Source organism: Selenomonas sp. oral taxon 892 str. F0426, assembly GCF_000468035.1.
In the GTDB taxonomy this organism is placed as follows: Bacteria; Bacillota; Negativicutes; order Selenomonadales; family Selenomonadaceae; genus Centipeda.
Genome location: NZ_KI260530.1, coordinates 30,242 through 56,091, shown reverse-complemented (window position 1 = coordinate 56,091; position 25,850 = coordinate 30,242). Strand labels below are relative to the sequence as shown.

25 protein-coding genes are annotated in these 25,850 nt (G+C 59.1%); 5 read left to right on the top strand and 20 right to left on the bottom strand.

Annotated elements, in window-relative coordinates; translation table 11 throughout:
- Positions 1-119 precede the first annotated feature (119 nt).
- The 20 genes from hypF to HMPREF1992_RS03125 all read right to left on the bottom strand — a co-directional run bounded on the left by hypF (position 120) and on the right by HMPREF1992_RS03125 (position 23,007).
- On the bottom strand, positions 120-2,453 hold the full coding sequence (gene hypF, locus HMPREF1992_RS03220) for a carbamoyltransferase HypF (protein WP_021684396.1): 2,334 nt from the start codon (positions 2,451-2,453) through the stop codon (positions 120-122).
- Positions 2,453-2,983, bottom strand: a complete 531-nt coding sequence (locus tag HMPREF1992_RS03215) for a HyaD/HybD family hydrogenase maturation endopeptidase (RefSeq protein WP_021684395.1) — start codon at positions 2,981-2,983, stop codon at positions 2,453-2,455. Before HMPREF1992_RS03215 ends, hypF begins: the two co-directional genes overlap by 1 nt.
- Positions 2,980-3,648 carry a hydrogenase nickel incorporation protein HypB gene (hypB, locus tag HMPREF1992_RS03210; RefSeq protein WP_021684394.1) on the bottom strand — a complete coding sequence of 223 codons (669 nt, stop codon included), beginning with the start codon at positions 3,646-3,648 and terminating at the stop codon, positions 2,980-2,982. The genes HMPREF1992_RS03215 and hypB overlap by 4 nt, the downstream gene beginning before the upstream one ends.
- 4 nt (positions 3,649-3,652) lie before the next feature.
- A complete protein-coding gene (gene hypA / locus HMPREF1992_RS03205; protein ID WP_021684393.1) occupies positions 3,653-3,991 on the bottom strand; it encodes a hydrogenase maturation nickel metallochaperone HypA in 339 nt (112 codons plus the stop codon).
- 2 nt (positions 3,992-3,993) lie between these two features.
- Complete coding sequence (locus tag HMPREF1992_RS03200) at positions 3,994-4,236, bottom strand: heavy-metal-associated domain-containing protein (protein ID WP_021684392.1); 243 nt, start codon at positions 4,234-4,236, stop codon at positions 3,994-3,996.
- Between the two features lie 264 nt (positions 4,237-4,500).
- On the bottom strand, positions 4,501-5,184 hold the full coding sequence (cybH, locus tag HMPREF1992_RS03195; protein ID WP_021684391.1) for a Ni/Fe-hydrogenase, b-type cytochrome subunit: 684 nt from the start codon (positions 5,182-5,184) through the stop codon (positions 4,501-4,503).
- A gap of 12 nt (positions 5,185-5,196) precedes the next feature.
- Positions 5,197-7,110 (bottom strand): nickel-dependent hydrogenase large subunit, encoded by a 1,914-nt coding sequence (locus tag HMPREF1992_RS03190; protein ID WP_021684390.1) that lies wholly within the window; start codon positions 7,108-7,110, stop codon positions 5,197-5,199.
- Positions 7,107-8,195, bottom strand: a complete 1,089-nt coding sequence (locus HMPREF1992_RS03185; protein WP_021684389.1) for a hydrogenase small subunit — start codon at positions 8,193-8,195, stop codon at positions 7,107-7,109. Before HMPREF1992_RS03185 ends, HMPREF1992_RS03190 begins: the two co-directional genes overlap by 4 nt.
- 310 nt (positions 8,196-8,505) lie before the next feature.
- Positions 8,506-9,261: a hypothetical protein gene (locus HMPREF1992_RS03180; protein ID WP_021684387.1), complete on the bottom strand. Its 756-nt coding sequence runs from the start codon at positions 9,259-9,261 to the stop codon at positions 8,506-8,508.
- Between the two features lie 12 nt (positions 9,262-9,273).
- Positions 9,274-10,182 carry a M23 family metallopeptidase gene (locus HMPREF1992_RS03175; protein ID WP_021684386.1) on the bottom strand — a complete coding sequence of 303 codons (909 nt, stop codon included), beginning with the start codon at positions 10,180-10,182 and terminating at the stop codon, positions 9,274-9,276.
- Positions 10,183-10,331: 149 nt separating this feature from the next.
- On the bottom strand, positions 10,332-10,853 hold the full coding sequence (locus HMPREF1992_RS03170) for a DUF4446 family protein (RefSeq protein ID WP_021684385.1): 522 nt from the start codon (positions 10,851-10,853) through the stop codon (positions 10,332-10,334).
- Between the two features lie 39 nt (positions 10,854-10,892).
- Complete coding sequence (locus tag HMPREF1992_RS03165) at positions 10,893-11,918, bottom strand: ParB/RepB/Spo0J family partition protein (RefSeq protein WP_021684384.1); 1,026 nt, start codon at positions 11,916-11,918, stop codon at positions 10,893-10,895.
- Positions 11,905-12,669: a ParA family protein gene (locus HMPREF1992_RS03160; RefSeq protein ID WP_037358380.1), complete on the bottom strand. Its 765-nt coding sequence runs from the start codon at positions 12,667-12,669 to the stop codon at positions 11,905-11,907. The genes HMPREF1992_RS03165 and HMPREF1992_RS03160 overlap by 14 nt, the downstream gene beginning before the upstream one ends.
- A 139-nt stretch (positions 12,670-12,808) precedes the next feature.
- The gene (pfkA, locus tag HMPREF1992_RS03155; RefSeq protein WP_037358369.1) at positions 12,809-13,771 is read right to left on the bottom strand and encodes a 6-phosphofructokinase; all 963 of its coding nucleotides are present in this window, start codon (positions 13,769-13,771) and stop codon (positions 12,809-12,811) included.
- A 176-nt stretch (positions 13,772-13,947) separates the two neighbouring features.
- Complete coding sequence (gene dnaB / locus HMPREF1992_RS03150; RefSeq protein ID WP_021684381.1) at positions 13,948-15,270, bottom strand: replicative DNA helicase; 1,323 nt, start codon at positions 15,268-15,270, stop codon at positions 13,948-13,950.
- Entirely contained in the window at positions 15,236-17,308 is a 2,073-nt protein-coding gene (locus HMPREF1992_RS03145; protein WP_021684380.1) for a S16 family serine protease, read from the bottom strand. The genes dnaB and HMPREF1992_RS03145 overlap by 35 nt, the downstream gene beginning before the upstream one ends.
- A gap of 364 nt (positions 17,309-17,672) precedes the next feature.
- The gene (gene rplI / locus HMPREF1992_RS03140) at positions 17,673-18,116 is read right to left on the bottom strand and encodes a 50S ribosomal protein L9 (protein WP_021684378.1); all 444 of its coding nucleotides are present in this window, start codon (positions 18,114-18,116) and stop codon (positions 17,673-17,675) included.
- Entirely contained in the window at positions 18,094-20,100 is a 2,007-nt protein-coding gene (locus HMPREF1992_RS03135; protein ID WP_037358366.1) for a DHH family phosphoesterase, read from the bottom strand. The genes rplI and HMPREF1992_RS03135 overlap by 23 nt, the downstream gene beginning before the upstream one ends.
- Positions 20,101-20,159: 59 nt before the next feature.
- Positions 20,160-21,119 carry a YybS family protein gene (locus HMPREF1992_RS03130; protein ID WP_021684376.1) on the bottom strand — a complete coding sequence of 320 codons (960 nt, stop codon included), beginning with the start codon at positions 21,117-21,119 and terminating at the stop codon, positions 20,160-20,162.
- Positions 21,120-21,225: 106 nt separating this feature from the next.
- A complete protein-coding gene (locus HMPREF1992_RS03125; RefSeq protein WP_021684375.1) occupies positions 21,226-23,007 on the bottom strand; it encodes a MutS-related protein in 1,782 nt (593 codons plus the stop codon).
- A 133-nt stretch (positions 23,008-23,140) separates the two neighbouring features.
- On the opposite strand from HMPREF1992_RS03125, the gene HMPREF1992_RS03120 reads away from it, so the two are divergent.
- The 5 genes from HMPREF1992_RS03120 (at position 23,141) to HMPREF1992_RS03105 (ending at position 25,793) form a co-directional block, all read left to right on the top strand.
- Positions 23,141-23,362: a hypothetical protein gene (locus HMPREF1992_RS03120; protein WP_037358345.1), complete on the top strand. Its 222-nt coding sequence runs from the start codon at positions 23,141-23,143 to the stop codon at positions 23,360-23,362.
- Positions 23,363-23,392: 30 nt separating this feature from the next.
- A complete protein-coding gene (locus tag HMPREF1992_RS03115) occupies positions 23,393-23,668 on the top strand; it encodes a hypothetical protein (RefSeq protein ID WP_006696457.1) in 276 nt (91 codons plus the stop codon).
- 279 nt (positions 23,669-23,947) lie between these two features.
- A complete protein-coding gene (locus tag HMPREF1992_RS03110; protein WP_037358339.1) occupies positions 23,948-24,646 on the top strand; it encodes a hypothetical protein in 699 nt (232 codons plus the stop codon).
- A 344-nt stretch (positions 24,647-24,990) separates the two neighbouring features.
- The gene (locus tag HMPREF1992_RS11465) at positions 24,991-25,128 is read left to right on the top strand and encodes a hypothetical protein (protein WP_156023440.1); all 138 of its coding nucleotides are present in this window, start codon (positions 24,991-24,993) and stop codon (positions 25,126-25,128) included.
- Positions 25,125-25,793: an SIS domain-containing protein gene (locus HMPREF1992_RS03105; RefSeq protein ID WP_021684369.1), complete on the top strand. Its 669-nt coding sequence runs from the start codon at positions 25,125-25,127 to the stop codon at positions 25,791-25,793. The genes HMPREF1992_RS11465 and HMPREF1992_RS03105 overlap by 4 nt, the downstream gene beginning before the upstream one ends.
- Positions 25,794-25,850: the final 57 nt, after the last annotated feature.

Below are 25,850 nucleotides of genomic sequence, written 5' to 3'. Positions count from 1 at the left end.
AAAGCGCCCCCACCGTCACGCTGACGCGTGCCACTTCTCCCGCTCTGGCAGGGGAGGCTTTTGGTTTCACGGTCTCTGCAATAAGGGCTGCTATCGTTACGCACAGGGAAATGGCCCCTCTACTCTTCCATCCTTGCGAGCGCTGCCGCTGCCTGTCCGTACGCAATCCCGCCGTCATTCGGCGGAACGAGATGCGGCAGGAGGACGCGGAAGTCCCCGAGCCGCACAAGCAGCTGCTCGAGGAGCAGTGCATTCTGGAACACGCCGCCCGAAAGCGCGGCCGTGCGGAGTCCCGTCTGCACTGCGAGCACGCCGAGCATCTCCGCAGCAGCTGCCGCCATCGTCACATGGAAATCAAGCGCACGCCCTGCACGCTCCTCGTCCGTCAGCCTCTCTGCATCGTCCGCAAGGGCACGCAGCACAGGCACAAAGTCAATGACCATCGGCTCAGCCGTGCGGTTCACACGATACGGCAGCACGGCACCCGCACGACGCGCCCGCCGTGCGAGCAGTTCAAGCCCGATTGCCGCCTGCCCCTCATACACGTTCATACGGCACACGCCGAGAAGCGCCGCCGCTGCATCGAAGAGGCGCCCCGCACTCGATGTCAGCGGAGCGGAGACCCCGGCCGCCGTCGCCTGCATGAGGAGCTGCCAGCCCGCAGGCAATTCAGCCGTGAACTGCGGCGCTCTGCGTTCCAACTCCTCTCCATACATTCCGTGGAGTACCCAGAGCGCCATCCGCCACGGCTCCATCGCCGCACGGTCACCACCGGGGAGCGGCAGGTAGGCGAAATGGGCGGCGCGTTTATAGTCTTTGCAGTCAGCGATGAGGAACTCTCCGCCCCACGATCTGCCGTCCGCGCCATAGCCCGTCCCGTCAAATGCGGCGCCGAGCACGCGGCCCTCATATCCGTGCTCCGCGAGCACCGCCGCAATGTGTGCATGATGGTGCTGAACACGAACCAGCGGCAATTCCTCACGTGCGGCACGTGCCGTGAGATACTGCCCCGAGAGATATGCGGGATGGAGGTCTGCGGCAAGCACCTCCGGCTGCACCTCGAAAAACTGCTCGTAATGTGCAATTGTCGCCTCGAACGACGCGAGCACGCTGCGCTCCATCAGATCGCCGATATGCTCGCTCAGAAACGCCTCGGCACCGCGCGTGAGGCAGAACGTATTCTTCAGCTCCGCGCCGCCCGCAAGCACCGCCCGCTCCTTTGGAGACGGCAATGCCAGCGGCGTCGGTGCAAAGCCGCGGCTTCGGCGGATCATCAGCCGCCCCCCCGCCGTCATGCGCAGAACAGAATCATCGACGCGATGCACAATCTCCCGATTGTGCACGAGAATCGCATCCGCAATTCCCGCAAGAGACTCCTGTGCCGCCGCATCCTCATAGATAATCGGCTCGCCGGAGCGGTTCGCACTCGTCATGACCCAGAGGTCATCTTCGGCGAGCAGGAGCAGATGCACCGGTGCGTATGGAAGGAGCACGCCGAGATATGCATTCCCCGGTGCCACGCTCTCCGCGACACCATCCAATGCATCCGTGCGCCGACGGAGCAATACGATCGGTGCGGCAGATGAGGTGAGCCAGCGCTCCTCCTCCTCCGAGACCGTGCACAGTCTGTACACCGCCCCCATGCTGCCCGCCATCACGGCAAGAGCCTTTGCCTCACGATGCTTTCGCCGACGCAGACGGCATACAGCCTCCTCGCTGCGCGCATCGCATGCGAGGTGATAGCCTCCAATACCCTTGACGGCGACGATGCCGCCCTCTGCGATGATTTCCCGTGCCCGTGCGAGGGGATCCCCCTCCTCCTCCACACCACCCACCAACAAGCGATAGGCGGGGCCGCAGTCCGTGCACGCATTCGGCTGTGCGTGAAAGCGGCGATCTGCAGGATCGTCATACTCACGCTGGCACGCAGGACACATACGGAACGACGCCATCGAAGTCAGCGGGCGGTCGTATGGCACACCCTTAATAATCGAGTAGCGCGGCCCGCAGTTCGTACAGTTCGTAAAGGCGTAGCCATGCCGTCGATCTGCCTCCGAGAGGATCTCACAGCGACAGTCCGCGCAGACGGCGAGATCGGGCGAGACAAGCGTCCGTGCCACAGTCCCCGCAGGGCTTGGCAGAATGCGAAAGACCTCCTCCCCCGTCGGCGGCAGTTCCGAAAACGTCACAGAGGCAACAACGGCGGCAAGCGGTGCCTCCGTACGCAGAGCCGCCGCGAACGCGTCGAGGGCCTCAGCAGCTCCCTCCGCCTCGATGCCGACGCCGGCACTGTCGTTCAGCACCCAGCCGCCGAGCGCATAGCGCAGCGCCAGACGATAGACAAAGGGGCGGAATCCCACCCCCTGCACAATTCCCGAAACACGAAAGGCGCGGCGCACGCGCCCGCCTTTCGCCATCTCCGTATTGCCTACATCGGCGCACGGCGCGTACATCACGCATCCCGTCCCGATGGTGTGCACGGCTGCGGCAGCACACCCCAGCGCACGAGTTCCTGGACTGCGCGCTGTGCGAAATCCGGCAGTATCGCGGCCATCTCCGGACTCAGCGAGAGCCCCGCCGTCAGCTCATACGGCTGCACGCCGAGCACGACGACGTTCGGAATCGGCCGATCTGTCACGGTCAGCCACGCGAGAACGTCCTGAATTCCAATCTCATGCGAGGACATCTTTTCCTGAAAATGCGCCATCACCGCATCATCCTCGAACCGGTAGATCGTCCCCGGCGCGGCATCGCCCGACACCGCATCGAGGATGAGCAGATGCTCCGTGCCCGTGACGAAGTGCAGCAGCTCAGGGCCGAGCGTCCCGCCATCGAGCAGGCGCACATCCGCGGGGAACGAGAAATGCTCCTCCAGATACTCCACCGCGCGCACGCCGAATCCCTCGTCGCGCAGGATGATATTGCCGATGCCGAGCACCGTCACCGGGGCAACGTGCACGAGCGCATCGTCTGCCGCTGTCATCGCACACCTCCTGCCCGCTTGGTCTCCACCTGTGCCCGCAGCCATGCATACCAGTCTGCGAGCCCCTCGCCCGTGCGGCACGAGACCGGCAGCACGGGAATGCCTGGATGCAGCGCCGTGATGTCCGCACGCGCCGATGCCATATCAAAATTCGTATGGGGCAGAATATCCACCTTGTTTAAGAGCGCCGCCGCCGATTCCTTGAAGATCAGCGGATACTTGAGCGGCTTGTCGTCGCCCTCTGTAATGCTCAGCACCACCGCCTTGGCATCCTCGCCGAGCGCGAACTCAGCGGGGCAGACGAGATTGCCGACATTCTCGATGATGAGGAGATCGAGCGCCGCGAGATCGATCTGAGCCAGCGCCGCCGCGACCATCGCTGCATCGAGATGGCAGCCGCCGCTCGTATTGATCTGCACGACAGGCGCACCGCACGCCTCAATGCGCGCCGCGTCCTTCGATGTGAAGAGATCACCCTCGATCACCGCCATCCGCAGGTCAGCGCCCAACGCCTTGAGCGTCTGCTCAAGAAGCGAGGTCTTGCCGCTGCCGGGCGAGCCGAGGAGATTCAGCGCATAGATCCCGTGCCGTGCAAAGAGCGCGGCGTTCTCTGCCGCCGCCGACTCATTCCGTCTGAGGATATCTGCCTTTACAACTACCTTCATATCGTCATTCCATCTCTATGTAGTCCACGCGCATCTCGCGCCCGTGGATGATCTCGATGCCGCCGCCGCACAGGGGACAGAGATAGTCCTGCGGACGGATCTCCTGCTCCCTGCCGCAGTCATGGCAGCGCCCCGTGAGCGGCAGACGCTCCCATGTGAGCGCCGCCGTCTCTGCAATCGTCCCCCGCACAAGCGAAGCGAAGGCAAAGGAAAGCGCCTCCGTCTCCACGCCCGAGAGTTCCCCGAGCAGGAGATGGATGCGCTCTATCCTGTGTGAGTCATGGGCACGGGCATGATCGAGCGCAATGCCGAGGATCCCCTCGGCGATCGCCATCTCGTGCATGCTCAGAGCTCTGCAGAGAGCCCGTGGGCAGCAAATGCCGCGATCAGCTCGGTCATCTTCGTCTTTGCTGGATCATAGTCCACCGTCGTCTCGCCGTCGTGCGTGTGAATGTGCACATAGAGCACACCGGGCAGCCCCAGCAGCGCCTTCTCTACCGCTGCGGCATTCTCCTCGGTGTAACCCTTGACAAAAAACTGCAGATGTGTGGTGCTCTCCGCGAGCCCGCAGCCGCAATCCTTACACATAAAAATCTCCTTTGTATTCTAAATGAATGTCTGTTGTATCCGTCACAGACGCTCCCATCGGCAGGTCTGCCTTGATTGCCCAAGGCGCCCCCACCGGCTCGCAAGCGCGCCACCTCCCCCGTCGCGACGGGGGAGGCTAATCCACCGTTCACCGAATGCCTCCCCTGCCACAGCGGGGGAGGGGGACCGCGAAGCGGTGGAAGGGGCGCTCATTGCCTGCGGAGCTAAGCGTTCGCGTTGAACTCGCACAAGCTGACCTGATTTTTACTCCACGTCCTTTGCGTCTGCAGGCGTATGCCGCAGGAGCTTGCTGCCCGCGAACATACTCGAGACCTCCGCCTCGCCCTCCATGAACTCGGCGCGTACGACCATGTAGAAATGGCCGATGGCGAAGAGGATGATCGCCCATGCGGCGTAGTGGTGAACGAAATGCGACATGAACTCGTTGCCGAGGAGGCGGTTCACCCAGCCGAACAGCGTTCCTCCGATTGCCGAGGGCTCTGTCATGTAGTACATGGCAAAGCCCGTCAGCACCTCGATCGCCACGAGGACGTAGAGGCCCGCATACGAGGCACGCGCCAGCGGATTGCGCAGAAACGGCTTGTGAGAGGACTTCAGAAGCATATAGTGCATCCCAACGTCCACCATATCGCGGTAGTACTGCTTCTCCCAGAAGTGCGGGAAGAGGCGGTCGCCGCGGTTGATGATGAAACCGTACACACGCCCGATGAAGCCCGCGCAGAACGCAAACGCCGCGATGAAGTGGATGTTGCGCACGAGGTTCATGAGGAGCGGCGTATTCGTCGGCTCAGAGGCGAGAATCACGGGCGGCTTCGTGATGAGGAAGCCCGTGATAAAGAGCACGATGATCGCAATGACCATCAGCCAGTGAAAGATGCGCAGAAAAGGGCTGAAGAGGTAGTATTCCTGCCGTTCTTCTTTTTTCATGCGGATCGCCCCCTATTCATCCACACGCACGCCTGCGTAGGGGTCGGTCGTCACGACGCGGATCTTCTCTCCCTTTGCATTGAAAAGGTGCGTCGAGCACGCCATGCAGGGGTCGAAGGAACGCACTGCCTTTACGATCTCGAGCGGCTTGTCCGCGATCTTCACGGGCGTATCCATCATCGACATCTCGAATGCGCCGTGTCCCGCCTGATCGTCGCGCGGGCAGGCATTCCACGTCGTCGGGACGACCGCCTGATAGTTCGCGACCTTGCCGTCCTTGATGACGACCCAGTGGCTGAGTGCGCCGCGCGGTGCCTCGTAGAAGCCGACGCCCTTTGCCTCCTTCGGCCAGGTCGAGGGATCCCACTTATCGTTGTTCACGACGCGCGTATCGCCGCTCTTGATGTTCGCGACGAGCTTGTCGAAGAAGTACTTGCCGAGCTCCGCCTGCAGCTGTGCCTCGAGCGCACGCGCCGCCGTGCGGCCGACCGTGGAGGGCAGCCATGCCTCGACCGGAACGCCGAGCACCTTCGTCACAGCATCGATCTGATCGACGATCATCTGCTCCGCCCATGTGAGGTCGGTGATGAGCCCCTGCTTGGCCTTCGTGTAGAGGACAATATAGCGCGCGAGCGGGCCTACCTCGCAGAGCTTGCCGCGCCATTTCGGCGTCTTGAGCCAGGAGTATTTGCCCTGCTCGTTGAGCGCCTTCCACTCCGTCTTCGTGCCCTCCTTGGGCTCGGTGTAGTGGGGCTTCGTCACGCCGTCCCACGGATGCAACGAGGCATTCTCCTGCCCCGGGTACTCGTACCATGCGTGTTCGACGCTCTCGCTGATGACCTCGGGGTCGGAGACATCCTCCATCTTGAAGTCATAGACCTTCGCCTGCATGACGCCTGCGGCAAAGTTCTCAACGACGCCGTTGCAGCGGACGAGCAGCGTCTTGAAGAAGTCGCCGTTCGTCGCGCCGGAGAACGGCTCCTCGGGGAACATGCCGAAGCCGAGCACGCGCTCCTTGGCGAGACCGCCGCCGGAGACGTAGCCGTTCTTGACATAGAGGTGGCCGATGGCGAGCACGTCCGGCAGGTAGTAGTCGTTCATCATGTGGCGCGCGGACTGGATCGAGCGGTCGACGATCGCCAGACGCGCCGTGTTGATCGGTGCGTTGCCGTCCTCCATCGAGATGGAGCAGGGCATGCCGCCGAGCACATAGTGCGGATGCGGGTTCTTGCCGCCGAAGACGACGTGCGGCACGACGAGATCCGCCTGCTTGTCCAGCATCTCGAGGTAGTGCGAGACTGCCATGAGATGCACCTCGGGCGGGAGCATCTGATAGTCGGGATGATCCCACCACTGCGCGGAGAAGATGCCGAGCTGGCCGCTCTCCACAATCTTCTTCACCTTTGCCTGAATCGCGGCGTAGTAGTCTGCATTCGAGACCGGAACATCGTGCGGATACGCCTCCGTGTCGAGCCCCGCAGGCCCGCGGAAGGGGAGGCGGTAGGTGCTGAGCACCGTATTCTGCAGCGCCGCCGTCGCAGCGGGGTCTGCCTTGAGCGCCTCGAGCGGGCTGACCCAGTCGAGGGCATGCAGATGGTAGAAATGGATGATGTGATCCTGATGTCCGAGCGATGCCGCGATGATGTTGCGGATGTAGTGCGCGTTCTTCGGGATGGTAATGCCGAACGCATCCTCCACGGCGCGCAGGGATGCGAGCGCATGGGACGACGTGCATACGCCGCAGATGCGCTGAATGTATGCCCACGCATCGCGCGGGTCGCGGTCGTTCATGACGAGCTCGAGGCCGCGCCATGCCGTGCCGGAGGAGATTGCATCCGTAACCTTGCCCGTTGCCTCGTCCACCTGCAGCTCGACGCGCAGATGCCCCTCAATGCGTGTGATCGGGTCTACAACAACGTGTTTCATTCATGCACCTGCTTTCCCTCTTTTTCCAGCTGCTTTTCGTGCTGCTTCTTCTGCACGAGGCTCGCGCCCGCATGTGCCGCGACGCCGACCGCCGTCGCAACGGCAAGCCCTGCGCCGACCATATCGACATCGATCCCGTTGTACTCGGGCAGACGGCGTGAGAACGGCGCATCATCCCAGAAGTTCGCGTTGCTGCAGCCGATGCACGGTGCGCCCGACTGGATGGGGTACGACATCCCCTGATACCAGCGCAGGTTGCCGCACGAGTTGTAGGTCTCAGGCCCGCGGCACCCGAGGTGGTAGAGACACCAACCCGCCTTTGCCCCCGCGTCGTCAAAGCGGTCGGCAAACATGCCCGCATCGAAGAACGGACGGCGGTAGCAGGTGTCGTGGATGCGGTTGCCGTAGAACTGGCGCGGCCGCCCCTCACCGTCGAGCGGCGGAATCGTGCCGAACAGTGCGACGTGCATGACAACCCCCGTCATGACCTCGGGGATCGGCGGGCAGCCCGGCACAGCGATGAACGGCTTGCCGCCGATGAAGTCGCGGATGCCCTTGGACTTCGTCGGGTTCGGCGCAGCCGCCTGAATGCCGCCCGCGGTCGCGCACGTCCCGTAGGCGATGACCGCCTTTGCCCCTGCAGCGACACGCTTTAAGGTGTGCTCAAAGGTATGGCCGCCCGACATGCAGGTGTATGCCTGGTCGCCCGTTGCGACCGCTCCCTCGACCGCGAGGATGTACTCCCCGTGGTACTTCTTGATCGTCTCCTCGAGATGTGCCTCGAACGGCTCGCCGCAGCCCGCGCTCAGCACATGGCTGTACTCGAGCGCGATGCTGCTCAGCACGAGATCGGACGCGAGCGGCGCGCCCGAGCGGATAAAGGACTCGTCGCAGCCCGTGCACTCATGCCCGTGCAGCCATACGACGACCGGCAGCGGCTTTGCCTCCGCCGCCTCGACGACCTTCGTCAGCATGTCCGTGCTGAGTCCCATCAGCGACGTGAGCGTTACGCAGCCCTTCAAGAAGCTGCGCCGGCTCATGCCCTTTGCGAGATAGGCCTCCCACAAGCTCTCCCTCTTACTCACATGATCCCTCCTAGCAAATACACAGGAATCCCTGAGGATGTCCTATAAAAATAAATACACACAATAATGGATAGTATTTATTATACACCTTATTAAAGAAAAAATAAAATTATTTTTAACTATTTTTTATCTAATTACATATGCATGATGTGCTGCAAAAAGGGGCCGTCTCCCGCACCTTTGGCACGGCAAACGCCCCCTGTGACATACATGCGAGAGTACGCATTCTCCTGATTGAGCTGCAGCTTCATTGTAGCAGGAGAGGCCATCTCTGTCAATATACGACAATTATTCTCACGATAATCCCGTGTTATTTCATCCTGCGTGCGGCCTTCTTCACAGCATCACGTTCCTTCTCCGCCATCGTATTCGCGTGGATCTCGGCAGCATGACCGTCGCGGTCACCATCCGTGATGACGGCGTTCTGCGCATCGTAGGCAATGATCTCATAGGTGCGGATCGTATTCTTCTTGGGACTCAGCACCCGACGCTGGAGCGTATAGGCAATGTTCTCGTATTCCTCGTCATGCATCGCGCGCACGAACTGGTCACGTCCAAGCTCGTTGTAGAGGATGAGCTGCCAGTAGGAGATGCTGCCGTCCGTATTACGCTGCATCAAGGAGCGGTCAAAGAACCAGCCGCGCCTCTCATCTCCCTCAATAAAGACCCAGTCGCCCTCCTTCAAGGTCACGGGCTCAATTGCCGTCGCCGCCCCATAGGCAGCATCGTCGGACACATCGTCCACATGGGCACTCGAAGCCGTGCCGATCCCGTGCCCGTCTGTCGGCGGTGCGGACGAATCCTCCGCCGCATCCTTTTTCGCTGTCCCCTCATCGGCGGGATGAACTGTGCCGGCTGCATCGCCCGAGTCGACTGGCTCATCGCCCAGCTCGTCCATCTCCTCATCCAGGGCGGCGTTCTCATCATGTGGTGCAGCAGTGTCTGCCGCGGACACACTGCCTTCCTCCGCCGTCATGACGGCATGGATATCCTTTTTCTCAGCAGCATTCCCCAATGCGGGGAGGATCAGGAGTCCTGCGGCAAGCAGGAAAATCATGGATTTCATCGCAAACCTTCCTTACAAATAGCCGGCCGGATTCACCGGCTGACCGTTTACACGTACCTCATAATGAAGATGCGGCCCCGTGGAGCGGCCCGTCGAGCCGACATAGGCGATTGTCTGCCCGCGCCGCACCTGCTGTCCGACCGTCACAGCAACGGCGGAGGCGTGCCCGTAGCGCGTCACAATACCGCCGCCGTGATCCACATCCACCATGTTGCCGTAGCCGCCGTTCCACCCTGCCGCCGTGACGACGCCGTCGGCGGTCGCAACGATGGGCGTGCCGATTTCAGCAGCGATATCGACGCCCTGATGAAACTCTGACCCGCCAAAGCGCAGACCGTAGGGCGAGCTGACGTAGCCCGCCGTCGGCCAGATGGACGGCGTCGTATGGGGAGCATCATCCGAGGCAAAGCTGCCCGCACCGGGGAAGCTCTCGCGCATGCTCTCAGCAAGGAGATCAAGAGAGGTGCGGCGTGTCACAAGACGCGCCTCGATCATCGCAAGCGCCTTACCGAGGTCCGCCGTTGTAAGGTCATGTGCCTCCCCGCCTGTCGGCGCAGATGTCCCCTCCTGGAGGGTCTCATCCTCAGCCGCAGGCGGTGCGCCGACGAGCGCACGCAGCCCGTCCTCAGAGCGGTGCAGGCGGTCAAGGTCCTGCTGGAGAGCAGCGGCCTTCTTCGATACCTGGAGGATCTGCTCCTGCTGGATGCGGTTCGCCTCACGCAGCTGTGCCGTCTCCGCATCGTGCGAATAGTTGTTCATGAGTGTGTAGACAGAGAGCACGGAAGCTGCGCCGAGGATCAGCGCAGCGGCCCCCGCACCAATGACGATCATGCGCAGCGATCGGAGGGAGAGACGCACGCTGCGCGTCGTGTCCTCCTCATTATCGATGAATTGAATTTTATAGCGGGTTTCTTCGTTCAATGTTTTCTCCTATATGGGTATTTTCTGCTCCCCTATCCTAGCCGAATAAAATGAAAACCCGCTGAGTTTCAGCAGGTTTGAAGTGATTTGTTTCGAGGTGCCGAAGAGCTCATGATCTCCCTCAGCAGCCTTAGCGGAGCACGCAGGAGTCAGTACTTGATCGGCAGGGGCTGGGCCATTGCCTCCTTCAGCACGCCCTTTTCCTCCTCCGTGAGCGGATACTCCGAGGAGCCTCCCTTGATCGGTTTGATGTAGCTGCGCGAGTCCGCACGTGCAAAGATGCTCGAGAAGATGACACCATCGTTGTTCGCGTCAAGCATGGCAACGGCATAGCTGAGATCGCCGCCCATGTCCTCGAATGCACGGAAACGCACCATCGCCGTGCGCACAAGAGATTTTCGGATAAACTGCCGAATGAGCTCGTTCTCCTCAAGGATGCGCGTGTTCGTCGCGGACACCTTCTCGACCTCATGAATATGCTGGATCAGCATCCCCTCGAGGTCCTCGGAGTTCGAGCCGCGCATCATCGCGCGGTAGCGTGCGTTCATCGTCGAGAGCCGCACCATAGTATAGACGACCAGGATCAATAAGACCAAAATCAACAGCATGGAGGCAAGCAGGAGCGTCGCCTCATGTGCCGCAATATAGTTGACGAGATTGTTCAGAAACAAGATACTTTCTTCCCTTCTTCCCTACGTTCTCTCCACGCCTCACACAGTGAAGTTCTTCGTGGAGATGGCGCGCAGCGCAGCGCGCTTATCCTCCTTCGTCGCATCGTTTGCTCCGGTGAGGAGGGCAAGCAGCCGTTCGAGGTCGTCCACGGAAAAGTAGCTGATCTCGAGGCGCCCTTTGCCATGCTCACGCCCTTCCTGGATCCGAACCTTCGTCCCAAGGCTGCGCGTGAGGCGTTCCTCTGCCTCCCGGACGAAGATGTCCGGCGCAGGCTTCTTTACAGCAGACTCGGCTGTCTTTCGGAGCGTATTTGGATCCTTGACGAGGCGCTTGACAAGCGCCTCAGCGCCGCGTGCTGAGAGCTCATGCTCCTGGATATACTCTGCAGCCTCGCGTTGGAGCGTCTGGCTCTCTAGTGCGAGGAGAGGCCGCACCTGCCCCATCGTGAGGACGCCATTGGCGATGAATGCCTGTACCTCCTCCGCGAGGCGGAGCAGCCGAACGCTGTTGGCAATCGCCGAGCGGCTGCGCGAGACACGGCGCGCGAGCTCCTCCTGGGAGAGGCGGAATTCCGAGAGCAGCCGCTGATAGGCACGCGCCTCCTCGATGGGGTTCAGATCCTCGCGCTGGATGTTCTCGATGAGCGCCATCTCGGCAAGCTCTGCATCCGTCGCCGCGCGAAATACGGCGGGGACATGGGTAAGGCCTGCGAGTTTTGCCGCGCGCAGGCGACGCTCTCCCGCGATCAGCTCATACTTGTCGTCGCCGATGGCACGAACAGAGATGGGCTGGAGGATACCATGACGCGCAACGGACTCACGCAGCTCCTCGAGGGCAGCCTCATCGAACTCACGCCGCGGCTGGTAGCGATTTGGCTGAATTGCCTCTACGGGCAGCTCGGCGGGGACGCCCGCCGATGTCTCTGCTTTCTGTGACGGCGGTGTGTCCTTGGATGCAGCCTTGCCGCTCTGTGCAGCCGCGGCCGTCGTCCCGGTCAGCGCATTCTTCCCAAGCCCGAGCGCTCCAAGACCGCGCCCGAGGCCGCCTGTCTTAGCCTTCTTCACGCTTCATGACCTCCCTCGCCAGCTCAATATAGCTCTCTGCTCCGCGTGACGTGATGTCATAGGAGGTGATGGGCTGCCCGAAGGAGGGCGCCTCCGAGAGACGTACATTGCGCGGAATCAGTGTCTCATAGAGTGCTGCACCGAAGACGTTTTTCACCTCATCGACGACCTGTGTTGCGATACGCGTCCTGCCATCGTACATCGTCATGACAACCCCCTGCACGATGAGGGACGGATTCACACTTTCCTGTACGAGGCTGATCGTATTCATCAGCTGTGCGACTCCCTCAAGTGCATAGAATTCACATTGGATGGGAATGAGAACCGCATGCGCCGCTGCAAGAGCGTTCAGCGTCAGAAAGCCGAGCGAAGGCGGGCAGTCGATAAAGATGTAGTCGTAATTGTTCGAGACGCTCGTCAGTGCATCGCGCAGGCGTGTCTCCCGCCGCTCCATGCCGGCCAGCTCCACCTCCGCGCCCGCAAGCTCAACATTCGCAGGCAGGACATCCACACGATGCTCCGAGGAAACAATCGCGTCCGAGACGCTTCTCCCCTCAATCAGCACACGATAGATCGTGGACATGAGCATATTCTTGTCTATGCCGAAACCACTCGTGGCATTCCCCTGCGGGTCGATGTCGACGAGCAGCACGCGGCGCTTCATGCGTGCCACAGCAGCGGCAAGATTGACTGCTGTCGTGGTCTTGCCGACACCGCCCTTCTGGCTGGCAATCGCTATGATCTTTGCCACGGGATCATCCTTTCTTACGGGAGTATCGATTGCAAGATCTTTCCCTCGCTGTGTGATGCCCAACCGTACACCTTAGTGAAATAAGCACGCGTTCGCTTGGAAACGGGATGTTTTCGTTGGACATTTATCAGGATCGTTCTTAGGAGAGAACCTTCGCCAAATGCAGATACTCAGGATCGAGCTTCTTCTTGTTATTCACCGCATCGTAGAGGTTGACAGAGACGACATGTCCCTTGCTGTAGCCAAATACAACACCCGAGATGCCGGAGATGAGTGCGAGCGCGGCCTGCTCTCCGAGCTGGCTGGCGCGTACGCGGTCAATGACGGTCGGTGCGCCGCCGCGTTGGATGTGGCCGAGGACGGAGACACGCGTCTCGATGTCCGTATGCTGCGAGATGTAGTCGCAGACCTCCTGCCCCTTTGCCGCGCCCTCGGCGACGACAATGAGGATGTAGCGTTTGCCGCGCTCATATGCCGCTGCGAGGCTGTCCGTGATCGCTGCGAGGTCGTACTCCTCCTCCGGCACGAGGATGTACTCCGCGCCGCCTGAGATGCCCGCGATGAGGGCAAGCCAGCCGCAGTGGCGCCCCATCACCTCGAGCACGATGACGCGGCGATGTGCCGAGGCCGTATCGCGCAGCTTGTTGATCGCATCGATAATCGTATTTGCTGCTGTATCACAGCCGATCGTGTAGTCCATCCCCCAGACATCGTTGTCGATCGTCCCCGGCAGCCCAACGATGGGGAAGCCGTACTCCTCCGAGAGGAGCTGGGCGCCCCGCAGAGATCCGTCACCTCCGATGATACAGAGTCCCTCAATTCCCCGCTTGATAAGATTCTCATGTCCCTGACGGCGCCCCTCGGGTGTGTGCCAACGCGAGCAGCGCGCCGTGCCGAGGAATGTCCCGCCGCGTTGGATGATATCTCCCACATCCATCGACTGAAGCTCGCGCATGTTCTCCTCGAGCAGGCCATGATAGCCATCTGTAATGCCCCAGACCCGCACGCCCTCGTAAAGTGCTGTGCGTGCAACTGCGCGCGCTGCGGCATTCATACCCGGACTATCGCCCCCGCTCGTCATAATTGCAATGCTCTTTAACACGGCTCTTCCTCCCCCACCCGTTTCATGCGGCCGAAGCCGCAAACGAATCGCTGTAAGTCTTCCCTCATCATAGCACAAATGACAAAAAAAATCCCCTCTTTTTTGAGGGGAGCGATGAAAATGTTTCACGTGAAACATTTTGCATGCCGATGCCGCACAGCTTCAACACGAGGGAATCACGCCTCGCGTGCCAAATCGCGGAAGCGTGTATACTCCTTCTGAAAGAACATCTTCACGGTGTCTGTCGCGCCGTTGCGATGTTTTGCAATACTCAGCTCCGTGATGTTTGCGTTCTCCGTATCCTGGTTGTAGTAGTCCTCGCGGTAGAGAAACATGACGATATCCGCATCCTGCTCGATGGAGCCGGACTCACGCAGGTCCGAGAGCATGGGGCGCTTGTCCGACCGCCCCTCCGTCGCACGCGAAAGCTGCGAGAGAACGACAATCGGCACAGAGAGTTCACGTGCAAGAACCTTGAGCGAGCGTGTCATCTCAGCGACAGCCAGTGTACGGTTCTCAGCACGCCCCGGCGCCTGGATCAGCTGAAGGTAGTCAATGGCGATGAGGTCGAGACCGTGCTCGGCCTTGAGTCGGCGTGCGCGCGTGCGAATGTCGAGGACAGTGGTACTGCTCGTATCATCGAAGTAGAGATTTGTCTTCATCATGCGGTCGGCGACCTTCACGAGGCGGCTCCACTCTTCATCATCGAGTTCACCGCGCGCAAGACGCGTGGCGTCAATCTGCCCCTCGGCACAGAAAATTCTGTGCATCAGCTGCTCACGCGGCATCTCAAGGGAAAAGAACGCGACGGTTTTCCCCTGAAGAGCCGCATGCGTTGCGAGGTTGAGAACGAAGGCCGTCTTGCCCATCGCAGGACGTGCAGCCACAATGATGAGGTCTGACTTCTGAAGGCCGCGTGTCACCGAGTCCAGTGTCGCAAGGCCCGTGGAGAGACCGGTGATCCCGCCCTTTGCCTTAGCAAGCTCACTCACGCGATCTACGGCATCAAAGACAACATCCTTGACGGAAACGAAGGCACCTGTCGTCTGTCCGCCCGCTATTGCGAGGATCTTGCGCTCGGCATCATCGAGCTGTTCGGAGATATCCTCACTCGCCTCGTACGCCTTGCCCGCAATCTCGGTGCTTGCGTCGATAAGCGAACGCAGGATCGCCTTTTCCTTCACAATCTTGGCATAATGCTCGAGATTCGCCGTGCTTGGAACGCTGTTGGTCAGATTTGCAAGAAAGGTAATGCCGCCGACCTGCTCAAGCAGGCCTGATTTCTTCAGCGATTCGGTCAGCGTCACGATATCCACTGGTTCTCCGGCGCGCACGAGTCCCTCCATTGCCTCAAAGACAGCACGGTGCGCCTGACGATAAAATTCATCGGCACGCAGCAGCTCAATGGCCTGCGTGACCGCCGCAGGCTTGAGCATCATTGCACCAAGGACAGAAAGCTCGGCCTCAATGCTCTGCGGTGGAATGCGCCCTTCCGACATTGGATTCTCCTTTCTGCTTCCATTTCTCATCTGCAAAGAGGACGGCAAAGGCCTCCTCTGCCGTTTTGAGGCAGTGAATTGTGAGGCCAAGATGCTCCTCGGGGATATCCTTTTTGTTCTCCCACGGGATTATGAGCTCCCCGATCCCAGCCTGACGCGCACCGTATCCCTTCTCGAACACACCGCCCACGGGCTCGATTTCACCCTGGAGAGAGATCTCGCCCGTCACCGCTACGTTCTGACGAATAGCTGCCCCCGTTACCGCACTCACAATAGCTGCAAGGATCGCCGTTCCCGCACTTGGCCCGTCAATGTTGCCGCCGCCAATCACGTTGACATGAATGTCATAGTCATGAATATCGCGTCCCGTCAGCTGCCGCATGACAGACGCCGCATTGAATACGGAGTCCTTTGCCATCGAGCCTGCCGTCTCATTGAAGCGCACCGTTCCTTTCCCCTTCTCTGAGGCAGGGAAGGAAACCGCCTCGATCTCGATGATGGAGCCAAGGAAGCCCGAAACGCCTAGCCCGAATACGCGGCCGACGGCAGGTGTATCCGACGCCTTTTTGCGTCCATATGGATAGAGTCGGCTGACCTGCGCAACCTCATAGATGTCATCTTTTGTAACAAGGAGGGGAGGTGCTTTTGTTTCACGTGAAACAACACCCTGGAACTCCGCGGCCGATGGGTCAGCCTCCCCATCCAATGTTTCACGTGAAACAATGCGCTCAATCTCGCTGTCCGAGAGGCGATTGAGCGCTAGACTGTATGCATCGGCGAGAATGTTGATCGCCTTGCGTCCCTCGATCGTATACTCACTGATGAGCTGTGCGACCCCCTCAGCAAGATGAACGTGGAGGCGCTGTGCTGCATTCTCGACAATCGTCAAGATGTGCCCCGGCGTCAGCGGCTCGAAGTAGATCTCTGCACAGCGCGAACGGAGTGCCGGGTTGATATGATCAGCATTACGCGTCGTTGCACCGATGAGGACAAAGTCCGCCGGTGCACCCTCCTCGAAGAGTTTTCGAATGTAGGGCGGCACACGCTTGTCATCCGGATCGTAGTAGGCCGACTCAAAATAGGCGCGCTTATCCTCAAGCACCTTTAGGAGTTTGTTTTGCAGCATCTCATCCATCTCACCAATCTCATCAATGAAGAGGATGCCGCCGTGCGCATCCGTCACAAGGCCGGGCTTTGGCTCTGGCACGCCGCTGTCTGCGAGGCTCTTCTGCGCCCCCTGATAGATCGGATCATGAACGGAACCAAGGAGCGGATTCGTCATGTCGCGCGGATCCCAACGCAGCGTCGTCCCGTCTGTCTCGACAAACGGAGCATTCTCGGCAAAGGGAGATACTGCACGCTTCTTCGCTGCCTCGAGAACGAGACGCGCGGCCGTCGTCTTGCCAATGCCTGGCGGCCCATAGAGCAAGAGATGCTGCGGGTAGGGGGAGGAGAGCTTTGCAAGGAGAGAAGCCACGGCACGTTCCTGTCCGACGATCTCGCCAAAGTTCTTCGGACGCAGGAGCTCCATAACGGACTGGGAGAGATGAATATCCTCCAGTGCCTCCAGATCCTCGCGTTTCTTCTTGTCATGCGGCGACTCCGCGCCGGGGTTCTCCTCTGAGATCACCTGACGCCGAATGTCCTCTACATACTCCTCATGATCCTTCTCGAGCTTCTCGTTGACCTTGCGCTCGATTCGGTCCTCGAGATTGCGGCGTGCAAGAATCCCCGCTACCTGCTCCGTCATACGGGCAAGAATATCAGGGATCTCTACCTCTGAGGGCGGCGGGGTGAGCAGCGGATCCTCCTCCAGGATGCGCATAAGAGCCAGAACACGCTCACGCCGATCCTCCGATCGCATGAGCGTCATTGCATTCATCTTGCCCGCCTGGATGACGAGACGCTCTGTCCCCATTGTATCGGCCAGCATGCGAAAGATCGCAGCAATCTCTGTGTCCAGACGTGCCTCAGAGGAGAGCTCGGGCGGCTTTTCCTTCGAATCGCTGCCGCCAAATAAGTCCTTAAAAAATGACATAGAACGTTTTCCTTTTGAGAGAAAAGCTGATGAAGATTGCCTTCATCAGCCTGTTGGATGAAATTGTTAGGAATCGCTGATAAAATGAAGTCTGTCAGATTGGTACAGATTTTCGTCCGAACAAGGAGGCAAACCGGACGCATAGCCAAAGCTATGTGGAGGATTTGTCGACACAGTGCGGGCAAAAAAGATGCGCCAAGATGGCAGTGCTGAATTTATCAGTGCTTCCGTTATACGGTCGGCGCCCCATTCGCAGAACCTCGGCATATACGATGGAGACGCCTGCATCGCCCAAAGCGCCCCTGCCGCTGCTATCGTGGTCCCCCTCCCCCGCCGCGGCAGGGGAGGCTTTTTGTTTGCGGCGCTACTCCTTCTTCACATGAATCTTGATCGTTGTGGAGATGTTCGGATGTACCTTGACGATTGCCTCGTACAGCCCCTCACCTACGACTTCGCCGCGGATCGTGATCTTGCGGCGATCCACGTCGATGTTTTTCTTCTTCAGCGCCTCAGCGACATCCTTGCCCGTCACTGCACCAAATAGGCGTCCATTCTCGCCGATGCGCACGGGGATCTCCACCTCGACCTTCTCGAGCTGTGCCGCCATGAGCTTTGCCTCATCAACCGCCATCGCATCCTTGCGCGCCTTTGCACCCGCCTGCGCCTTCGCGACATTCACATTCTCTGTGTTTGCCGGCAGCGCGAGTTTCTTCGGCAGGAGGAAGTTGCGGCCGTAGCCGTCCGCGACCTCCACGATTTCGCCCTTTTTCCCGATATTTTTTACATCAGCCTGCAGTATGACTTTCATGCTTGTCACTCTCCTCTATATATGCCCTTGCCCGTTCGACGACATTCCCGCGCACAACGCTGAGCGGTTCGCCCTTGACCTGTGCACCTGCCACATTTGCATGGCCGCCGCCGCCGAAATCCTCCATAATCACTTGAACGTTCATTTCGCCTATCGAGCGTGCGCTGATACCGACCATATCGCCCGCCATCTGGAAAACGTAGATGCTCATTCGCACACCATCTACGCGCAGCATGCCGTCCGCCGCCTGGGCTGCGATAATCTGCCCATTCGGCAGGCGCTCGGGGATGCTGCCCACAATGAGTCCGCCCGGGAAGAACTCCGCATTTGCCTTTGCACGTGCAAGTGCCACCGTCGTCTCATAGTCACTCTGAAAGAGCGCCCGCACGAGCACGGGATCGGCTCCGGCACGCCGGAGATACGCGGCCGCATCAAAGGTGCGGACACCCGCGCCGACGTTGAAGTTCTTCGTATCCACCACAACGCCCGAGTAGAGCGCCGTCGCGTCGAGGCGCGTCGGCCGTATATTGTCGCCGAAGTACATGAGCAGCTCCGTCACCAGCTCACTCGCCGAGCTGGATGCCGTCTCGATGTAGACGAGAAGCGGATTCTTGACGAAGTTCTCACTGCGGCGATGGTGGTCGATCACGACGATCTTCGGAATGCGGTCGAGGAGTGTCGGATCGGCAAGGATGTGCGGGATATGCGCATCCACGACAACAAGCAGTGATGACTGTGAGGAAATCCCGGCAATGTCACCGGGACGGACAAAGAGATCTTGATATGCCTCGTCCTTTCGCACCATGTCAAGGATTCGATCAATGCCCTCATTCATCTCGCTGAGGACAATATGCGCCGGCTTACCAAGGGCACGTGCCATACACGCCACGCCCATCGCCGCACCAAAGCAGTCATAATCCTCGTTGTGGTGCCCCATGATGTAGATCTCATCCGCGCTCTCCATGATGTCGCGCAGCGCGTGCGCCACAACACGCGCTTTCACGCGCGTATGCTTCTCGACGGCCTTGGCCTTGCCGCCAAAGAACTGCGTCTTGCCGCCGATATCGAGCGCAACCTGGTCGCCGCCGCGCCCGAGCGCAAGATCCAGCTTTGCCTCGGCCTCCTCGCCCAGCTCCTTGTACGACTGGTCTGCCGCAAGCGACAACCCGATGGAGATCGTCACAGGCATCCCCTTTGAGTTGACAATCTTACGCACCTGATCGAGAATATCAAATTTCTCTGCAATCACATGCTCAAGCGCGTTGCGGTCGAGCATAGCAACAAATTCGCCATCCGAAATGCCGCGTATGAATCCGCCGAGACCGTTCATCCAGTCGTCGAGGCGCTCGCGCACAGCAAGCAGAAGCATCGATTTCTCCGCCTCTGTCTGTCCCTGCATGATCTCATCGTAGTTATCCAACTGGATATAGAGAAGGGCGGTTCGGCTCGCATGAAAGCGCTGCTGCAGATCAGCAAACTCCGTCTCATCCGTAACATAGAGCGCAACGAGCGGATCCATCTGGGGAGGGGTCGGCACCATCCGATGATAGATGTGGTATGAACGCCCCTCGTGCGAGAGGCGATACTCCCCCTCCGTATCCCAGATGGCCTCCAAGTTGAATTTCGGCCAAAAATCAACGACCGCTGTCCCCTGCTCCGGCTTCTGCCCGCCAAGGGAGATGCCGAGCTGATTGTTGCACCACTCGAGATGGCCGTCCCTGTTCACGAGAAGAATCGACTGCGGCAGGGAGTCCACGGCGTAGTTCATTACATTGTTAACATTACGGATAACGCCCATACAGTAGCGTTCAAGCCGCCGTTCTCTGTCACGACAACGTTCCCACGCAAACGCAACAAGGAGCGCCCAGAGGAGCAGTCCCGCGGCCCCCACGTAGACGTTATAGCAGAACGTCACAAGCGCAAGCGCAAGCATGACGATCAGATGGATCGTGAGGTCGATCCACGCGGATAAATTCCGCGGCATAGAATCACCTTCTTTATTCGGATATTGTATATGCAATGTCATGTTTAACAGGGTACATTCTACCTGTTTTCTCGAAATTTCTTTCGATAGTCAAACGCGATATCGAACAGGCCCATCCACGAAATGATCTGCGTCATAAAGCCGTTGAGAGCGATGAAGATGTAGATCAAAATCCGCAGAAATGGCGCGATCTGAGAACGCTGCATCAGGAAGTGTACGAGCGATATGCCCTGCACGAGCCCCGCAATGAAGGCAATCAAGTAGCCGTTCAGCGCGAGCTGATAGAGCCATCCAATGTCGCGTGTTGTCCCCCAGTAAATCCCCAGCAGAGAAAACGCAAAGAGATATGGGAAGAAGATCGGCAGGTGCCACGCAGTAAATGCGGGAAGCGGCGCCGCCGCAGGCATCCCGAGGCGCACGAGCACCTGGCGCAGGACGGCATACGATACACCTACCTCAATCACGGAGCTGCCGAGAAAGAATGCAGGGAGCATGAGTACGAACAGCTCAAGTACCTGCATCGACGATGCGCGGGTCTGCTCGATCTGATCCTCCGGGAGACCAAGGGCGCGGTACATGGCGAGCGTTTCATTCATCGTCTCATTCGCCATGGAGATGTCCATCGCAAACGGGTTCATCCCAAAGAGGAGGAACATCATCCCTGCGGCGATGACCTTTCCGCCAAGGGAGGCAAACACACCGCCGGTCAGTGCAGACACGGTATTCATCCCGCGCCGAAAGAGTGCTCCGAGCGCCAGCCCCGTCGGTGCAAAGGACAGGACAAAGAACGCCCCTGTCACCGGCGTCGCAAAGAGCATCGTCAGGACAAGGGAGGCAGCTGCAGCGAGCATCCCCCAGTAAAGCCCCGCACGAACCGTCACGAGGGCAATGAAAACAGGCCACAGCAGCCCCATCATCATCGTCAGCATGGGCAGATAGATCGCCGCGAGCGCATAGACGACCGCCGCGGCAGTCATTACCCCCGCCGTTGCAGCGGGTCTTGCTCCTTGCTCACTCATTCCATATCCTTTCAGCAAAACTTCCTTCCTTATATACAGACTTTCCTATTATAGCAGATTTTAGAAAGTATGTCACGGTATCAGGCAACAGGCGCTCCGGCAGGACTCACTCCTCCATGATGCCGGCCATGCGCAGGAGATACTGCGCGTTCGTCGTACGACAGCGCCCCGCACGAATCTTGAAGTCAAAGAGGATCTTGTCATCCTCATAGTGCTCCTCAAAATGCGCATTCGTCACGGGCATCCCCTCGCTGCCCAGATCACACAGCTCAAAATCATGCGTTGTCACAATCGTGATCGCATGCGGGAGCGTCAGTCGATGGATTGCCGCACGCGCACCGACAATGCGGTCGGCAGAATTCGTCCCGCGGAAGATCTCATCGATCAGGATGAGCATGGGGCGGCCCTTCTTGCTGTAGGTCATCATCTTCTTGATGCGCAGCAGCTCGGCATAGAACGTCGAAATCCCGCCCGCGAGATCGTCACTGATCTGGATCGAGGTATAGACCGCCATCGGAGTGAGCGCAAAGGATTGTGCACACACAGGAGCGCCAGCGTATGCTAAAACTGCATTTAATCCAAGCGTACGCATATACGTTGTCTTTCCTGACATATTGGATCCTGTAATGACGAGCGTGCCCGACGTGAGTTGTGCATCGTTTGGCGTTGCCGCCTCCTCCGGAATCACGAGCGGCATTGCCCCCTCTGCACGGAGCTGGGGCTTCTGCTCATCGAGGAAGAGCGGGAAGGTATGCACCTCGCGTGTATGTCCGACACGTGCCAGCGAGAGCAGAACCTCCACCTCTGCCCAGACCTTCAGCCATCCGGCGGCTGCCGCACCGGTCTCGGCGCGCCAGTGCGCGAAATACGCGCGGCAGTGAAGATCCCAGAGCAAAAGCCCATTTGCCAGAATGTAAAAAACGAAATTTCGCCGCATCGCAACGCATTCTGCAAGCGTCGTTAGATGCGTCAGCGCCTGCGTCGCACGACGCGGCGAGAAGAGGGGCGCAAGCACCGCTGTAAACGCCTCTCCGTGCAGGGGAGCGCGCTCGAGTGTGCGAAAGATCCGACCATAGAGGCGCAGCTCACCCGCCAGATGGCCAAGCGGAGCGAGTTCGCGCTGCACACGCAGATAAAACACCATCGACACGATCAGATTAAACACGAAGAAAAGGAGAGAAACAATCCACGAACCACCAGCAAAGGCAGCCCAAAGAATCGACAAAACACACGCAATCGACAGGACAGCACCCATGCCAGAGAGAAGCTTTGGCCATCCAGTAAGCGGTTCAGCAAGCTCCTTTGCGAGATCACGTGTATCGTGCCCATCGGGCAGCTCCGCTCCACGTGCCTCCAACTCGATCGAGAGCAGAGGATGTGCGAGAAGCTCTGCCGTTGCTGCCTGCCGTCTGCGGGTCCGATCGAGATGATGCGGCGTTGCCGTAAGGGCGGCAGCCAGGCGATCCCGTCCCGCACGCGTACGCGCGGCGCAGAGATACTGATAGAGGGATGCCGCACCGAAGATGTGCAGATCACGGTCAGGCGGGCGCTTCTCCTTTGCATAGGCCGCACCGTTCTCGGGCAGACTCTTCCACTCCCCCGAGAACCGCTCAAGATAGCCTGTCGTCACAGCAAGATAGGCCTGCGTAAAAAGCCGCATACGATCGAGTTTCTGATGGCGCATGACGAGTACGCCAAAGAGCAGCAGCAGAACGCCGCCAAGCATCAGCTCCGCCGGTACATCCGCGTCGTAGCCGTGAATGAGTGCCGCCAGCATAAGGGGGAAAACGATGGTGCGCGCGAATATAAGGCGCGTACGCTGCTTGTTCTGTGCACGTTCGAGAGCAATCGTATTCTCGCGCACATTTTCATAGAATGCCTTTTTCAATGAGAGACTCCTTCTTTCAGGAAGCAGCGACCTCTTCCTTTCACAATTCTCTGTATTATAGCACACGCGGGGAAGGTCATGTAGACAATTTTTCTCAGAGCTGTTACAATATGCTCGAACGGGAGGAATGCCCATGCAGGATCTGGATGCTGCCATCCGACGCACAGAGGCAGCCATACAAGCACTCGAAGGTCGTATGCAGAGTGCCGTAGGGGATCTCGACTACGAGTCCTATCTGCACGAAAAACGCGCACTGATGACAGCGCTGCTCGCCCTCCGAAAGCGACGCACAGACGCACCCACAGATACATTCAGTCAAAATTCAGCATCATCAACTAGGATAAAAGACAAATAGTCAATCTTGATGGAAAGAAAGGAAATTGCTATGTCACAGCGTATGACCATGGACGAAGTCCTCAAGGAGTATGGGGTGCCGCAGCTGCGCCTCGACGTACACGCGACGCGCACGGATCTCTTGAAACTGCGGGAAAAGCTCATGGCGATCCGCGATCTCTCAGACGGACGTGAGCAGGGCTATCTCGACATCGAGTGCAAGCTCTACATCGACGTGGACGACATTGATCGCTATCTCTCGGGCGAACTCGACACGGTTGGGGAAATCTATGCCTTCCCCGAGGACGTGAAGTCCTATCGGGAGTAGTTCCTGCGTGTTTCTTCAAAGCACGCGAACATTCTACCATGCGATGCTCCGTAGCAAACCCTAGTGGAGCAGGCGGAAGAGAGGACACGTTCTGCCCCCTGCGGATTTTATTCGTTCAAGCGAAGCGCGTTTGAAATCCGCAGGTATTTAGGCAGATAAGTGTCCGACCGCTTGCGTAACGAGGGTTCTGCGAGGAGCATTGCATGGCAGAGCATCTCATAAACGCGAATACCGGAGGAACCCCCTCCGTATCGAATGATAGATAAAGGAGAATACCGAATGAAACTGAAGAAAATCATTGCCGCAGCGATGGTCGGCTCGCTGACCGTCGCCACGGCTCCAATCATCGCCCCGAGCGCTATGCAGAGCGTCCTCGTCTCGCAGGCAGAGGCGGCAAAGGGCGGCGCACGCATTGCGCCGAAGGCGGCTCCCTCGGCGCCAAAGGCGGCACCGAGCACGCAGAGCGGCAGCCAGAGCAAATCCGTCTCCGGCAACGGCGCGGGCTACGCTCCCTCCAAGAGCGCAAATCAGCTCGACAAGAACGCGCCCGCCGCAGGCGCAAAGGCGAATACACCGAATGCGGCAAGCGCCGCAAGCACGGCACAGAAGGGCACGGGCTGGGGCAACACCCTGCGCAACATCGGCCTTCTCGCAGGCGGCATGATGCTCGGCGGACTCCTTGCCTCCATGTTCGGCATGGGCAGCGGCTTCCTCGCGGACATCCTCGGTGTCCTCGCGAACGTCGCGATCGCCGTGGCCGCCTTCATGGCGATCCGCTGGGTGTGGAACCGTTTCCGCGGCCGCAAAGAGGAGAACGTCTACCAGAGTGCAGCTCGACCGCAGCAGGCGGCAGCACCGCAGCCGCCCATCACCGACATCCGCCGTCCGGGAGCACCCGCACCGCGCGCGATGTCTCAGATGGACAGCAGTGCCGGCGACAGTCCGCGCGCAATCGCTGACCGCTATCGCAGCCGTTAAATCAGACTCTAAAATACCCCGCAGATACAAAACTGCGGGGCATTTTCATGCCGCCATTCCCTCGGACGGCCCACGAACCCCACAAGCATGCCGATCCGCCTTCATCGTCGTTCTTCTTTTATGGAATTTCTGCTATTACAGCGACGTCCACGCTCTGTCACAAACGTGCACTCATCTGTGACAGATATGATATTGCATTCTATAAATAAATATAAATCAATTATATAAAATAACGATAAATAACTATAAATTACAATAAATAGAGATATAAAAAGATATCGCTTTATGGAATCGCTGATAAAATGAAGTCCGTCAGATTGGCGTAGATTTTTTCGGCCGACACAGTGCGGGCAAAAAAGATGCGTCAAGATGGCGGTGCTGAATTTATCGGTGCTTCCTTTATTTATTTTACGCTTGAAAAAGCCTCTTGTATCATTCATAATAAAGAAAACAAAGACATCGCAAAGGAGTACACCATATGAAAGAATCTACCTACGCTGCCGTCGATACACTCATCGCCCGCTATCCTGCACTCGAGGGGTGCGGCACGGATATCCGCGCTGCCATCGATGCACTTGTCACAAGCTACCGCGCAGGCGGCAAGCTCATCGTCTGCGGCAACGGCGGCTCAGCCTCCGATGCCGAGCACATCGTCGGCGAGCTGATGAAGGGCTTTCTCCTGCCGCGCCACCTCGACGAGAATATCCTCGCGAAGCTGCACGCTGCGTGCGACGCAAGTGATCCGATGACGGTCGACTACTTTATGCAGAACCTACAGGGAGCGCTCCCCGCGATCTCGCTGCCCTCGCAGCTCGCGATCAGCACGGCATTCTCGAACGATCAGGCCCCCGACCTCACCTTTGCCCAGCAGGTGCTGGGCCTCGGCAGACCCGAGGATGTCCTGCTCGGCATCACGACCTCCGGCAACTCGAAAAACGTGCTCTACGCCTTCCGCATGGCAAAGGCTCTGGGCCTCACGACCATCGCACTCACCGGTGCATCGGGCGGCAAATGTGTGACGGGCGGCTACGCGGACATTGTGATCAAGGCACCTGCCGATGAGACATATGTGATTCAGGAATACCACCTTCCCATCTATCACACGCTCTGCATCGCTCTCGAAGAGGAGTTCTTCGGCGCGGAGTAGGAGAACTTCCCCCGTCCAAAGCACCCCTTCCACCGCAAGCGGTCCCCCTCCCCCGTG

What these genes read in the sequence shown, in the direction of transcription:
- hypF (WP_021684396.1), bottom strand. Translation starts at nt 2,453, where the DNA reads ATGTACGCGCCGTGCGCCGATGTAGGCAATACGGAGATGGCGAAAGGC.
- HMPREF1992_RS03215 (WP_021684395.1), bottom strand. Translation starts at nt 2,983, where the DNA reads ATGACAGCGGCAGACGATGCGCTCGTGCACGTTGCCCCGGTGACGGTG.
- hypB (WP_021684394.1), bottom strand. Translation starts at nt 3,648, where the DNA reads ATGAAGGTAGTTGTAAAGGCAGATATCCTCAGACGGAATGAGTCGGCG.
- hypA (WP_021684393.1), bottom strand. Translation starts at nt 3,991, where the DNA reads ATGCACGAGATGGCGATCGCCGAGGGGATCCTCGGCATTGCGCTCGAT.
- HMPREF1992_RS03200 (WP_021684392.1), bottom strand. Translation starts at nt 4,236, where the DNA reads ATGTGTAAGGATTGCGGCTGCGGGCTCGCGGAGAGCACCACACATCTG.
- cybH (WP_021684391.1), bottom strand. Translation starts at nt 5,184, where the DNA reads ATGAAAAAAGAAGAACGGCAGGAATACTACCTCTTCAGCCCTTTTCTG.
- HMPREF1992_RS03190 (WP_021684390.1), bottom strand. Translation starts at nt 7,110, where the DNA reads ATGAAACACGTTGTTGTAGACCCGATCACACGCATTGAGGGGCATCTG.
- HMPREF1992_RS03180 (WP_021684387.1), bottom strand. Translation starts at nt 9,261, where the DNA reads ATGAAATCCATGATTTTCCTGCTTGCCGCAGGACTCCTGATCCTCCCC.
- dnaB (WP_021684381.1), bottom strand. Translation starts at nt 15,270, where the DNA reads ATGTCGGAAGGGCGCATTCCACCGCAGAGCATTGAGGCCGAGCTTTCT.
- HMPREF1992_RS03145 (WP_021684380.1), bottom strand. Translation starts at nt 17,308, where the DNA reads ATGTCATTTTTTAAGGACTTATTTGGCGGCAGCGATTCGAAGGAAAAG.
- rplI (WP_021684378.1), bottom strand. Translation starts at nt 18,116, where the DNA reads ATGAAAGTCATACTGCAGGCTGATGTAAAAAATATCGGGAAAAAGGGC.
- HMPREF1992_RS03135 (WP_037358366.1), bottom strand. Translation starts at nt 20,100, where the DNA reads ATGCCGCGGAATTTATCCGCGTGGATCGACCTCACGATCCATCTGATC.
- HMPREF1992_RS03130 (WP_021684376.1), bottom strand. Translation starts at nt 21,119, where the DNA reads ATGAGTGAGCAAGGAGCAAGACCCGCTGCAACGGCGGGGGTAATGACT.
- HMPREF1992_RS03120 (WP_037358345.1), top strand. Translation starts at nt 23,141, where the DNA reads ATGCAGGATCTGGATGCTGCCATCCGACGCACAGAGGCAGCCATACAA.
- HMPREF1992_RS03115 (WP_006696457.1), top strand. Translation starts at nt 23,393, where the DNA reads ATGTCACAGCGTATGACCATGGACGAAGTCCTCAAGGAGTATGGGGTG.
- HMPREF1992_RS03110 (WP_037358339.1), top strand. Translation starts at nt 23,948, where the DNA reads ATGAAACTGAAGAAAATCATTGCCGCAGCGATGGTCGGCTCGCTGACC.
- HMPREF1992_RS03105 (WP_021684369.1), top strand. Translation starts at nt 25,125, where the DNA reads ATGAAAGAATCTACCTACGCTGCCGTCGATACACTCATCGCCCGCTAT.